Below are 11,841 nucleotides of genomic sequence, written 5' to 3'. Positions count from 1 at the left end.
TTATTTTCAGAAACACTATGCTCACGCTATCAATTGTTAGATAAATCACCACAAGATTGATCTTGTTGAATCAATCCAGACATAGGCACCGTTAGCTGATGCCCTAGGTGATTTGTTCAACCTTAATTAAAGTGGTATCAACTTCAGCAATAGGTTCTGAGGTCAATTGGACAGATTGATCATGACCAAGTTCACTTGATAAAAGCCATTGATGAAGGTAGAAGATTGGCAAAAGGGAACTCTAGAAGCTCTGGACCTCTTTTGATTCCAAGGATGTTTCTCACTGGATCTAGGCTGCAGATTCAGCATTTTGCCTTCAAGAAAAAAACAAAAACTCTCCTATACAGATTAACGAGCAGTTACACTAGTTATTTGCCGATTTCACCCGGAGTTGGGATGGCAGCTGATTCGAAAGACACCTCAATTATTGAGGAACCAAATCAAGAGCCCTCTAAAGAAGAAGAAAGCACAACCTCACAAAAAAATGCTCCATCTCAAATAGGAGCAAAAAGTGAGAAATTGAGTGGTGCTGATCTAATTCGTGAGTTCGAAGCCGCACAACAAAAAAGTAAACTTCCTGAAATTTACGTAGGGGATACTGTTCGCGTAGGTGTTCGAATAAGCGAAGGGAACAAAGAACGCGTCCAGCCCTATGAGGGTGTAGTGATTGCAAAAAGACATGGTGGTCTAAATGAAACCATTACCGTGCGGAGGATTTTTCAAGGAATTGGCGTTGAAAGAGTCTTCATGCTTCATAGCCCTCAGGTCGCATCCTTAAAGGTTGAACGTCGCGGTAAAGTAAGGAGGGCGAAGCTTTTCTATCTGCGGGAACGGGTGGGCAAGGCCACTCGCGTGAAGCAGCGCTTCGACCGTTGAGGTTTTTCGACCTCGTTCAATTCAAATACCATCGTCTCTGGCGAATATCAAAGGGTATTTCTCATGCGCCGTTAGTTCAGTTGGTAGAACGCAGGTCTCCAAAACCTGATGTCGGGGGTTCGAGTCCTCCACGGCGCGTCCGATGCCCCCTTCCTGCACTTTCCTAGTTTTGAGAATGGAGTTAGATCTTCAACCTGGTGATGTCGTGAAGGTACTCGAGTCTGCCGCTCTTGGCTGGGTTCGAGCACGAGTAATCAGAGTTAAATCTGGTGGTCGAGTGGTCGTGCAAAGCGATCAAGGCCGTGAGTTCACAGCTCGAGGCAATCAGGTTCGCCTGATAGAACCTGCTGGATTTCGTCCATGAGGAACTCTTCTCTCTTCTAGCTGGACTTTGTCCTCTTCCTATATCACTCGGGGAACCCAACTCCGAGGGATATAGGAAACATGCTCTGATTACAGCTTTAACAACTTCTTAAACTTCACCATATGAACAAAATGTCTTTGAGCTTAAATGATCAAATCACAATGAAATCAAACCTTTTCGATCTAACCAAAACAAATAAGAGTCTTTTCAACCATTAATGGTTAACTGAAAATCCCAAAAAGATTACTCACTATGTTGACGAGTGGTATCGAATAGGTTGATACTTCATTCGTCGCAATAGTGTCATGGTAAACCTATTTCGGTTTAGCTCCCTATAGGGCTCAACGAAACACAGACCTGGGACCGTAGTTCAACTGGTTAGAGCACCGCCCTGTCACGGCGGAAGTTGCGGGTTCGAATCCCGTCGGTCCCGTTTCCAAGATTAAAATCATGACTGTGAGAGTAAGGCTGGCTCCTAGTCCCACAGGAACACTACATATAGGGACAGCCAGAACAGCTCTATATAACTGGCTCTTTGCTTCGCGCAAAAAAGGACAATTTCTTCTGCGAATAGAGGATACAGATAAGGAAAGGTCTAAAACTGAATATACAACCAACATCCTCGAAGGACTCGAGTGGCTTGGTATTGAATGGGAAGGTTCGCCAATTATTCAAAGTGAGCGCATACAAGAACATCGAGATGCAATTCAATCATTGCTAGATACTGGGGCGGCATATCGCTGTTATGCCACTGACGCCGAGATTGAAGCCATGCGAGAAGATCAAAGAAATCAAGGGAAAGCACCTCGTTATGACAATCGGCATCGAAACCTAAGTCCCGATCAGGAGTCAAAATTTATTTCAGAAGGTAGGGAGGCTGTTATACGTTTCAAAATCGAGGATGAAACATTTATCACATGGGATGACCTTGTACGCGGTCAAATGCGTTGGAATGCTTCAGATCTCGGTGGTGACATGGTAATTGCCCGTCGCGCCTCTGCGATGGAAATTGGAGCACCTCTTTATAACCTTGTTGTAGTGGTAGATGATGCTGCCATGGAAATTACTCATGTAATACGCGGAGAAGACCACCTAGCAAATACAGCTAAACAACTTCTTCTCTATAAAGCTCTCGGTTTAAATACCCCACAATTTGCACACACCCCATTAATCCTTAACCAAGAGGGACGAAAACTTTCCAAGCGAGATGGAGTTACTTCAATAAGCCAATTCAAAGAAATGGGTTATACAGCCGAAGCAATGGCTAACTACATGACTTTGCTGGGTTGGTCGGCACCTGAAGGTATGACTGAAAGATTCACAATCCAAGAAGCCTCAAGTGTCTTTAACTTTGATCGAGTCAATAAAGCCGGCGCCAAATTCGACTGGGATAAACTGAACTGGCTAAATTCGCAAGTCATTCATAGTTGGTCTCCTGACGTCCTCCTAGATGCATTAAAACCGCTATTAACTCAAGAAGGCTGGTTATTGCCTGAACATGAATGGTGCATTTCCCTGATGGAACTTATTGGTCCATCCCTGACTTTATTAACAGATGGTGTCAAGCAAAGTCGGCCCTTCTTTGAGAAACCAGTTCTAGAAAAAGATGCAATCAATCAGCTTGAAAAAGAAGGTGCCAAGCAAGCTCTCAAATGCCTACTAGACCATCTCAACCAAGATCCATGGGATGGAATCCAGCTTGATCAAGCTAAGGAGCTTCTTGCTAAATCAGCCAAATCCGCAAATGTAAAAAAAGGTCTAATCATGAAAAGCCTTAGGGCAGGATTACTTGGCTGCATGCAAGGTCCTGACCTAATGAGCAGTTGGAGCTTGTTAGCCCGCATCGGCAAAGACTCAGAGCGACTTACTAGCTGTATCTAGTTTATCTAGAACTTCATTTTTGGGTTCATCCGTAGCAAGTAATCCTAAAAATTTAGCTATAGGCTGTGCCGTTAGACCTTGAAGACCAACAGTCATAAGAATTGTCAGGAATACCAACCCTTGCAAGCGACCTGCTCCTAATACACCTGCTTGCTCTAATCGAATAGAGAACAGTGAGGCAACTGCAGCTGTAACTATTCCTCTTGGTGCTAGCCAGGCTAAAAATAATTTCTGCCGAAGATCTAGAGGCAACCCAATAGTCGCCAAACTTACGGCCACAGGACGTACTACCAGCATTAATACAAGTACACAGGTAACCCCCCCCCAGCCAAGCGGACTCAACTCACCCCAAGAGACGTCAGCAGCCAAAAGAGGAAACAACATAGTTATTGCTAATTGAGCAAGTTCTCTGATTAGTTGATCTAGCTCATTGGCCTGTGTTGTAGGCCTACGACCAACTACAACCCCAGCAGCCACAGATGCAGGTAAACCAGACTCTGGCAATAACCATTCACAAGTGCCATAAAGGAGGAATAAAAAGCCAAGAGTTAGCTGCAGTCTTATTCCAATAGAAGGATTGGGCTTAAGTCGCCTCAAGCATTCTGAGAGCAACCAACCAACCAACAAACCAATTCCAATGCCTCCTCCAAGGCGTGCTAACAAACCAATAGCTAATTCCCTCAAGCCATGTAAATCTCCAAGCAACAATTCCAATAGCAACAAAGCCAAAACCGCTCCAACAGGCTCGAGAACCAGACCTTCCGCCTCAAGAACATCGCCTAAAGGTGCCGCCAACCTGATCTGCTGTACAAGTGGTGTTACTACAGTTGGTCCTGTAGCCAAGACAATTGCGCTATATACAGCAGCTACAGACCAACCCAAACCAGCAAGCCAGTGAGCTGCAAGCAATCCTGCAGCAAGGGAAAAGACAAGTCTTATTAGCGATATCCTCAGAACCGTGGTTTTAAGAGTGTCACCTGGAAGTCGCAATTTGAGTCCCCCATCAAAAAGCACAAGGCTCACTAAAAGACCAACTATTGTTTCCAGACCTTGCCCTAAGTCGAGAGGCTCAACCAAACCCAATCCAGAACGACCTATAAGGAGTCCTGAAAGCAAAAGGAGTACAACACCAGGAAAACCAGTAAGAACAGCTAACAACCTTGCTCCCGCGCCTGCGAAAACGGTGAGACCCCAAAGCAGCCCTAACCGCTCAGGTGTCATAAAAAATTGGGAATTGGAATTGAACCATCACTGTAGAAAAATTTTTAGGCATAGGGACAGAAGTTTGCCCCCAATCTCATTAACGACACATTGAAAATTACCCCCATTAAAGCGTTTCTGATCCTCTTATATAACTTCAAAAAACTCCAACAGGTAGTCAACTCAAACATCTTCAACCAGTAAAACGCACAAAGAATTGCAAATTGAATAGAACCTTTATTTTCTTTAAGGTTAAAAGGCTTTTGTTCTATACCTAAACCACGAAACATTACCCAGTGGAATCTCTAGCTCAAATCAAAAGGCTTTAAGACCTCTTTCTGAGAGATATAGAGAGGGTGCCGAGGGTGTCCTTTTTTTGTAAGTCCAATTGCTAGTGGTCCTAGGGCGCAAGGGAATTGAAATAAACGATTGTTTGAATGTCTTTGAACCAAGCGCAATACATCAATTTCACGCTTTTGCAAAGTGCCCTGATTTCCCCATCCTAACCAAAGATCAAAACTAGAATCTTGAGACCATTGATAAAGAAAGCCTTCTATCTCCTGATCATTTCTTTCTCCAATTGGATCAGAACATAGTTTAAGAATCCTAGGTGAACAACTAACCCTTGCAAACAAATTAATGACTATTAATGACCCATAACCCCAAGAAAAACTGAAATTAATAAGCCGTTTGATAGTGGGGTCATCAAAATTCGAATTAGCCTTTGAAGGGTTTAAACCTATAAAAATAATCTTACTTCGCCTTTTGCTCAAAAGACGTTTTAAATGCCATCGATATAACCCACATTTACTAAAAGATGCTTCTGACTTAGAATCTAAAAATACTTTCATCAAGAAGGGCTTCAATAAAGATCTAAATTTAAATAGGTATGTTTAATTACGCATTTACAGAAAAGAATATTACGTCAAAGAATTAGTATTTACTCGAATGCTTAGTCTATCTCATTATTAATATGCAAAAAGTATCCCCTCTAAAATAAATCCAATTAAAGTTTCTAATTAATTAAAAAATTCATCGAAACCAAAAGACTCAAGCCAACCAGTAAACCAAACCATGCCATCCTGCCATTCCAAATCTCTGCTTGAGGAGTAAAGCCTCTTCGCCAAGAGTTAAGCTCTACTCGACTGACTGGGTGATCTACTTCAATGGCCTGATGGTTTTGGTGTGAATCCATAATCAATTTCCAGAATTTAAATAGAAGTGGTGTTTAGCTTCAATTTAAAAAGGAGCGTTAGCTCGATATAAGAGATCTGCTTGCTCTAAGGACCAGCGAGGAGAAACTCCCAACTGTATTGAACTTTGGCTCACCCCTGATTCTAAGCGCTTTAAAGCTGCTACGCCAATCATTGCTGCATTATCCGTGCAAAAAGCTTTTGGGGCCATATGTAACGCAACCCCATAGGAAGAGGTCGCATCAGACATCATTTTCCTTAAACGTTTGTTTGCTGCAACACCCCCAACCATTACTAAAGTTTTCAACTCTTGATTCAAAACACATCGAATACTTCTCTCAACCAATACCTCTGCAACAATATTTTCAAAACTTGCTGCAAGGTTCTCCAATGGCAACTCGCCTTGCTTTGTTTCAAGCAATTGCACTTGACGCAACATTGCTGTTTTTAGCCCACTAAATGAAAAGTCATAAGGATAGAACCCCCCTGCAGGGTTGGAGACCCTCCCTTTAGGCAAAGAATATGCCTTAGGATTTCCATACGTGGCTAATTTCTCAATCGCTGGGCCCCCTGGATAACCAAGTCCCAATAATCGAGCAACTTTGTCAAAAGCTTCCCCAGCGGCATCATCATGGCTTCTTCCTAAACGCTGATATTTACAATCATTATTTACTTTTATTAACTCTGTATGCCCACCACTGACCAATAAAACCAGATAAGGGGGGCGTGGAGGATTCTCATTTAAAAAAACAGATGCGAGATGTCCCTCCAAATGATGAATACCTAAAAAAGGCTTTTGATGAAGAGCCGAAAGGGTTCTTGCTGTTACAGAACCAATCAAAAGAGCCCCATTCAATCCAGGCGTAACAGTTGCGGCAACTGCATCAATCTCTCTCATGGATTGCCCAGAAGTAGACAAAACTTCCTCTACAAGGAAAGGAAGAGCCTCTAAATGCCTTCTAGATGCAATTTCAGGAACAACTCCTCCCCATTTGGCATGTTCCTCAATTTGAGAGGCTACAAGATTAGCAACAGTGCGAAATTGGCCACATTCTGACTTCAGCAATGCAACTGCTGTCTCGTCACAACTTGTTTCGAGGGCCAGGACTGTTTTGGATTTGGGGTTGTATCTCATCTAACTTAAGGTTGTGACATCCTGCACCTAAGTGGGCAGGTCTTAAAAGGAATCGAAACTAATGCGACGTCTCTTCGCCATTCTTATATCGGCTTTCCTTGTTGTTGGCTTTGCTCCGTTAGCAAATGCTGCAGCTGGGCCTGCTTTAAACGCAGATAGAGCTGACACTACATTCACCGAATCTGGTCTTTCTTTATGCTCTGAAAACGCCAGGTTCCAAGAGAGAGCAAGCACTGCCTCTACAGCCCAAGCAGTTGCTCGCTTTGAAAGGTATGGGCATGTCAACTGTGGCGACGATGGATTACCTCATCTAATTATCGCTCCCACAATTGATCCTTTTGGAGCGCTTTACATGAGGGGATTTGAAGGAAATGTCCTAATCCCTGCTCATATTTTCGTAGGTGTTTGCGGAATCATTGGCTGGGCAGGAAGGGAGTACCTCAAGATGGCTCGGGAGTCTGGTGACGCTGTTGACAAGGAAATTTTTATCGACTCTGCCCTACTCCAAAAAGCCCTAATCAAAGGGGCACAATGGCCATTCGCAGCTAATTCTCAGGGCCGTTCCGGAGAATTGCGCGAGAGCAACAAAAACATCACGACTTCACCAGAGTCTGATTACAGCAATGTTCCTTTTTAACTAAGTAATTTATTACCAAACTTTTAAACTCACCTCTTAAATACCTATGTCTTTCAAAGCAAAGCACAAGATCTTCAGATCAGCGCCCGTTATCGGTGCGGGCTGGATAATCGTTACAGCTGGATATCTAATTGAATTCAATCGATTCCATCCCGATTTACTATTTCACCCAATGACCTGGTAAAAAAGAATAGCTGAACGCAATTTTTTTATTACCAAAGACCCTATGAAAAGTCCAGACAAAGGGCTTTCATAGGGTCTTATTTCTTGTAAAAATTACATATTAATAATCAATATGAGAATGCCTTTAGTAACTATATAAATTGAATCTCTGGTTTTCTAACAAAAGGAAGTTAAAGCTCTCGATTAAGAGCTAAGGCCTATTTTCCCCTCTAAATCTTCAAGTGCTTTGTCTAGATCATCATTAATAACTACAGCGTCAAATTCATTTTGTGCTTTCAGTTCCTCTTTTGCTCTTAACAATCTTCGCTGAATAGCCGCTTCAGAATCAGTTGCCCTCCCTCGAATTCTTTTCTCAAGTTCGCTAAAACTTGGAGGGGCAAGAAAAATCTGTAAAGCCTCAGGGAAAGTTTTTCGAACTTGTCTAGCACCTTCCAATTCAATTTCAAGTAAAACAGACCTTCCGCTCAAAAGCTTTTTTTGTACTTCTTTGCTAGGAGTCCCATAACAATTCCCTGCAAACTCTGCCCATTCAAGAAATCCAACCTCATCCACTAGCTCCTTAAATCGATCCCTTCTTATGAAGAAATAATGTTGACCTTCTATCTCTCCTTGTCTTGGCATCCGAGTTGTAGCGGAAACCGAAAGCCAAATTTCTCGATGTCTTGAAAGCAATCGCTTAACTAAAGTCCCTTTACCGACTCCACTCGGTCCAGTGATAACAATAAGCCTGCCGATAAGAGGAGAAGGGTGCATTAGTTTCTTCTAATCAAGTCGCAGAGTAGGAAAGATTCCATCAAGAACTCAATATCCCAAAACTGAGCAAATGAACTCTGCTGCACTTCAAATAATGGATATAACCAGTTTGAAGGCTGTACTTGCAGAACTGCGACAAATAATCTTGCCCAGTCGCTTCGAGAAAGCGCAACAACCTGAACCTGGAACAATTCAGATTGGCCTAAGGACTTTAAAAGGACTTATATGGCTTGAAATAAGTTGGCAAGCAGATGCTCCAAGGCTGGTGCAAATTTCACCTCCTTCCCGAAGCGGAAGTGAAAGCACTCTTGCACAGCAAGTTCAACATGGTCTTAATCAAATTGCATTAGTTGAAATCAAACAAAAAGGCTTCGAAAGAGTAGTGGAATTTAGATTTGCCAAACGTCCTGGGAGTCCTGTTTATAGGAGTCTTATAATTGAGCTAATGGGAAGACATAGTAATCTCTTACTCTTAGATAATGAAGATAAAATAATCACTCTTGGTCGACAAGTTCGTGACCACCAATCACGTGTAAGGCCTCTAGGAACAGGAGACAATTATGTCCCACCTCCTCGTTTACAAGGTATAGAACCTAGCTCAAAAGAAACCTTTCACCGCTGGAAAGCAAGGTTATCCCTTATTCCTATGAGCCTTAAACAGGCCCTACAAGAAACTTATCAAGGAATTAGTCCTTCACTCGCCCTTCAATTGGCTGGCGAAGAGTCAAAAACAGCTCAAAGATTTCTTTCTTTATCTGTACTAAAGCTTTCTGAAGATCAATGGCATTACATTTACAACAGATGGCGCGATTGGTTAACAAAGCTAGAGAATGAAAGCCTATATCTTTATTTTGACGGTCCCACTCCTTTTAGGTTTTGGAGTGTCAAGAGTAATAACTCAAGGACATCAGAAGATATGAGCCTTTCACTAGGCAAATACTATCGAAGACTTATTCATTCAAAGATGCTGAATCAATTAATCAAAGAGTTAGAATATAAACTTAAAAGAATAAAAGCGAACGAAGAAAAACACCTTTCTGAGCAAGAAACCCTACTCTCAAGAACATCTGAAAGTAAATCATTACAAGACAAGGCAAATCTTATACTTTCTCAACCATCACCCAATAGTGAGTTAATTGTTAGAGCTCAAAAGCTATATAATAAGGCTAAGAAGATAAAACGCTCCTCCCCAATTATTAAAGAACGCATTTGTTATCACAAGAACAGATTAAAAAGCATAGAAGAAAGCTATTCATTTCTTGAAGAAATCTCTACGAGCAAATGGGAAAGTGATACAGAAAAATTCGAAAGATTGATCGAGTTAAGTGTGGAATTAGAAGACTATCAGGCATCATCAACTACTAAGAATCAATCTCGCAAGCGTAAACTTCAACGAAAAAAAACACCTCCCAGTCCGCTCTCCTTAAAAGCTCCCAGTGGGCTGGAAGTTCTAATAGGGCGAAATCATCGTCAAAACGAATGGATAAGCCTACAAAAAGCACGCTCTGGAGATATCTGGTTTCATGTACAGGAATGTCCAGGCAGTCATGTAATACTCAAAGCTTCAAATGGACTAGCAGAGGAGGCGGATATACAAATGGCTGCAGATTTAGCAGCTTTCTTTAGTCGCGCCAAGGGTAATCGACGAGTTCCTGTACTTATGGTTGCCACAGATCATTTGCAAAGAGTGCCAGGAGCAACACCAGGAACCGTTCGGCACCGCGATGGCACAGTCTGCTGGGGTGAACCCTTGAGAGGCCTGAAACATATAAATGTCTAAAACTCTCTTAGCCTGAAAGAAGCAAAGTGGCTCCTTTCCTGAACAGTCCTGATAATCATCAAGAGTCGGTCCTACCTTCTCCAAAGCCAAATGAACCTTATGGCAAGTCCTCATCCAATTTGCCATCTAATGATTTGGAAATGCCATTGGTTGATCACCTAGAAGAATTGCGGCAAAGAGTTCTTAAAAGCCTTCTTGCTGTTGTAATTGCAGCAGCAGGTAGTCTTTTATTTGTAAGGCCTATTGTTCGTCTTCTGGAAGCCCCTGCTGGTTCAATCAGGTTTTTGCAGCTATCACCTGGCGAGTTCCTATTTGTATCAATAAAAGTTGCTGGGTATACCGGACTAACAGTTGCTCTTCCATACATTCTTTACCAAGGGCTTGCCTTTGTATTGCCAGGGCTAACCCAACGAGAACGAAGATTAATAGCTCCCGCAGTCGCAGGATCTGCAATCTTATTTCTAACAGGTTTGTTTTTCTCCTTATGGGTATTAGTTCCTGCAGCACTGGGGTTTCTTGTTAGTTATGGCGCTGATGTGGTTGAGCCAATTTGGTCAATAGAACGTTACTTAGATTTTGTGCTGCTTTTAATGATTGCAACAGGCCTAGCTTTTCAGCTCCCTATTTTGCAGCTTCTTTTAGGTGCGTTAGGTCTAGTGAAATGGAAACAAATGCTTTCTGCCTGGCGCTGGGTAGTTTTAACTGCTGCAATTGCAGGGGCAGTTTTAACCCCATCCACTGATCCCATCACAATGTTGTTGTTAGCTACTGCAATAACGGTTCTATTTCTTATAGGCGTTGGGTTAGTTGCACTTATTGATCAGTTTCAATAAAAAACTTGCTTAAAAAAGAATCAGCTAACAACTGATTGATTTTTCCCTTCAAAACAAGTTTCGGAAGCATTTTCAAGAGTCTTCCTATCAACGCTGCACAAAAGGTCGAGTCAAAACAACAACTTTCCATTTTGAGGGTAGACAAAGACCTCATGAGAGCAATGCCGCACTACTTCTCAGATTATTCCTACAACAACTCTCAATAATAGGATTTTTTGCATCAAATCCATTTCTGAAGCGACTGGGGACCAATTCCTCCGACCATTAAACGATTCGTCCCCTTCTTAAGAAGTTTCTGATTCAGCAAAAGTGGCTAAAAACGAAGACTCAAAATGTGCGGGCATATAAAAAGCTCTGTTTTGCAAAGACCAAATGACCTTCACAGTCCATAATGGTTTGCATTGTGACCTCGTTGTGCATCTGTCATGACACAAATGAACGCCCAAGATGTGCCCTCTATGGGTCGAAGGCAGTTCATGAACTTGCTCACATTTGGGACCGTTACAGGAGTAGCACTGGGGGCCCTGTACCCAGTAAGCCAATATTTCACTCCTATTAGAGCTGGGGGTAGTGGTGGTGGAACTACTGCAAAGGATGAGCTTGGGAATCCAGTCACTTCTTCTGGCTGGCTTGCAAAGCACCCAGTCGGGGATCGGAGCCTTGTTCAAGGACTAAAAGGTGACCCTACCTATCTAGTAGTCGAGAAGGCTGATGCAATTAGCAACTTTGGAATCAATGCCATTTGCACTCACCTAGGTTGCGTAGTTCCATGGAACTCTGGGGCAAATAAATTCATTTGCCCTTGTCATGGAAGTCAATATGACACAAATGGGAAAGTTGTAAGAGGTCCGGCGCCACTATCTCTTGCAATCGCTCATGTTTCTGTCGAAGATGACAACGTATTGATCAGCCAATGGACCGAAACAGACTTTCGAACAGGTGATAAACCATGGTGGGGTTAATTGGCTCTATCCAATCTTCATCTAACCAAGCTTCTTAACTGATT

13 protein-coding genes and 2 tRNA genes are annotated in these 11,841 nt (G+C 42.5%); 10 read left to right on the top strand and 5 right to left on the bottom strand.

What is annotated here, in order from left to right:
* Positions 1–396 precede the first annotated feature (396 nt).
* From rplS to gltX, 5 genes are all read left to right on the top strand, one after another.
* Positions 397–876, top strand: coding sequence for a 50S ribosomal protein L19 (gene rplS, locus SOI82_RS10055; RefSeq protein WP_320668421.1), 480 nt, complete (start codon positions 397–399; stop codon positions 874–876).
* 65 nt (positions 877–941) lie between these two features.
* Positions 942–1,014, top strand: a tRNA-Trp gene (locus SOI82_RS10050).
* A 37-nt stretch (positions 1,015–1,051) separates the two neighbouring features.
* Positions 1,052–1,240 carry a hyperconserved protein Hcp gene (locus tag SOI82_RS10045; protein ID WP_006043540.1) on the top strand — a complete coding sequence of 63 codons (189 nt, stop codon included), beginning with the start codon at positions 1,052–1,054 and terminating at the stop codon, positions 1,238–1,240.
* 359 nt (positions 1,241–1,599) lie between these two features.
* Positions 1,600–1,673, top strand: a tRNA-Asp gene (locus SOI82_RS10040).
* 23 nt (positions 1,674–1,696) lie between these two features.
* Positions 1,697–3,121: a glutamate--tRNA ligase gene (gene gltX, locus SOI82_RS10035; RefSeq protein ID WP_320667269.1), complete on the top strand. Its 1,425-nt coding sequence runs from the start codon at positions 1,697–1,699 to the stop codon at positions 3,119–3,121.
* On the opposite strand, the gene SOI82_RS10030 is transcribed toward gltX, so the two are convergent.
* From SOI82_RS10030 to tsaD, 4 genes are all read right to left on the bottom strand, one after another.
* Entirely contained in the window at positions 3,095–4,342 is a 1,248-nt protein-coding gene (locus SOI82_RS10030; RefSeq protein WP_320667268.1) for a cation:proton antiporter, read from the bottom strand. The two genes, gltX and SOI82_RS10030, sit on opposite strands and share 27 nt — an antisense overlap.
* A 284-nt stretch (positions 4,343–4,626) precedes the next feature.
* Entirely contained in the window at positions 4,627–5,172 is a 546-nt protein-coding gene (locus SOI82_RS10025) for a DUF1643 domain-containing protein (protein ID WP_320667267.1), read from the bottom strand.
* 164 nt (positions 5,173–5,336) lie between these two features.
* Positions 5,337–5,516 carry a high light inducible protein gene (locus SOI82_RS10020; RefSeq protein ID WP_320667266.1) on the bottom strand — a complete coding sequence of 60 codons (180 nt, stop codon included), beginning with the start codon at positions 5,514–5,516 and terminating at the stop codon, positions 5,337–5,339.
* A 44-nt stretch (positions 5,517–5,560) separates the two neighbouring features.
* On the bottom strand, positions 5,561–6,649 hold the full coding sequence (gene tsaD / locus SOI82_RS10015; protein WP_320667265.1) for a tRNA (adenosine(37)-N6)-threonylcarbamoyltransferase complex transferase subunit TsaD: 1,089 nt from the start codon (positions 6,647–6,649) through the stop codon (positions 5,561–5,563).
* Between the two features lie 61 nt (positions 6,650–6,710).
* Here tsaD and SOI82_RS10010 point away from each other — a divergent pair, with 61 nt between their 5' ends.
* Together SOI82_RS10010 and psaJ are read left to right on the top strand one after the other, a co-directional pair.
* A complete protein-coding gene (locus tag SOI82_RS10010) occupies positions 6,711–7,286 on the top strand; it encodes a Photosystem I reaction center subunit III (RefSeq protein WP_320667264.1) in 576 nt (191 codons plus the stop codon).
* 46 nt (positions 7,287–7,332) lie between these two features.
* Complete coding sequence (gene psaJ / locus SOI82_RS10005) at positions 7,333–7,470, top strand: photosystem I reaction center subunit IX (protein WP_320667263.1); 138 nt, start codon at positions 7,333–7,335, stop codon at positions 7,468–7,470.
* A 182-nt stretch (positions 7,471–7,652) separates the two neighbouring features.
* On the opposite strand, the gene gmk is transcribed toward psaJ, so the two are convergent.
* Positions 7,653–8,222, bottom strand: coding sequence for a guanylate kinase (gene gmk, locus SOI82_RS10000; RefSeq protein WP_320667262.1), 570 nt, complete (start codon positions 8,220–8,222; stop codon positions 7,653–7,655).
* 70 nt (positions 8,223–8,292) lie between these two features.
* Between gmk and SOI82_RS09995 the strand changes: the two genes are divergently transcribed.
* From SOI82_RS09995 to petC, 3 genes are all read left to right on the top strand, one after another.
* Positions 8,293–10,002, top strand: a complete 1,710-nt coding sequence (locus SOI82_RS09995) for an NFACT family protein (protein WP_320667261.1) — start codon at positions 8,293–8,295, stop codon at positions 10,000–10,002.
* 140 nt (positions 10,003–10,142) lie between these two features.
* Positions 10,143–10,835, top strand: a complete 693-nt coding sequence (tatC, locus tag SOI82_RS09990) for a twin-arginine translocase subunit TatC (protein WP_320668420.1) — start codon at positions 10,143–10,145, stop codon at positions 10,833–10,835.
* A 425-nt stretch (positions 10,836–11,260) separates the two neighbouring features.
* The gene (petC, locus tag SOI82_RS09985) at positions 11,261–11,797 is read left to right on the top strand and encodes a cytochrome b6-f complex iron-sulfur subunit (RefSeq protein ID WP_320667260.1); all 537 of its coding nucleotides are present in this window, start codon (positions 11,261–11,263) and stop codon (positions 11,795–11,797) included.
* Positions 11,798–11,841 lie beyond the last annotated feature (44 nt).

This window comes from Prochlorococcus sp. MIT 1307 (genome assembly GCF_034092395.1).
In the GTDB taxonomy this organism is placed as follows: domain Bacteria; phylum Cyanobacteriota; class Cyanobacteriia; order PCC-6307; family Cyanobiaceae; genus AG-363-K07.
This window is presented reverse-complemented; position numbering and strand designations above follow the sequence as displayed.

Coding starts and splice junctions, on each gene's coding strand:
- gmk (WP_320667262.1), bottom strand. CDS start 8,222: ATGCACCCTTCTCCTCTTATCGGCAGGCTTATTGTTATCACTGGACCG.
- SOI82_RS09995 (WP_320667261.1), top strand. CDS start 8,293: ATGAACTCTGCTGCACTTCAAATAATGGATATAACCAGTTTGAAGGCT.
- SOI82_RS10030 (WP_320667268.1), bottom strand. CDS start 4,342: ATGACACCTGAGCGGTTAGGGCTGCTTTGGGGTCTCACCGTTTTCGCA.
- SOI82_RS10045 (WP_006043540.1), top strand. CDS start 1,052: ATGGAGTTAGATCTTCAACCTGGTGATGTCGTGAAGGTACTCGAGTCT.
- SOI82_RS10020 (WP_320667266.1), bottom strand. CDS start 5,516: ATGGATTCACACCAAAACCATCAGGCCATTGAAGTAGATCACCCAGTC.
- SOI82_RS10025 (WP_320667267.1), bottom strand. CDS start 5,172: ATGAAAGTATTTTTAGATTCTAAGTCAGAAGCATCTTTTAGTAAATGT.
- petC (WP_320667260.1), top strand. CDS start 11,261: ATGACACAAATGAACGCCCAAGATGTGCCCTCTATGGGTCGAAGGCAG.
- tatC (WP_320668420.1), top strand. CDS start 10,143: ATGCCATTGGTTGATCACCTAGAAGAATTGCGGCAAAGAGTTCTTAAA.
- psaJ (WP_320667263.1), top strand. CDS start 7,333: ATGTCTTTCAAAGCAAAGCACAAGATCTTCAGATCAGCGCCCGTTATC.
- rplS (WP_320668421.1), top strand. CDS start 397: ATGGCAGCTGATTCGAAAGACACCTCAATTATTGAGGAACCAAATCAA.
- SOI82_RS10010 (WP_320667264.1), top strand. CDS start 6,711: ATGCGACGTCTCTTCGCCATTCTTATATCGGCTTTCCTTGTTGTTGGC.
- tsaD (WP_320667265.1), bottom strand. CDS start 6,649: ATGAGATACAACCCCAAATCCAAAACAGTCCTGGCCCTCGAAACAAGT.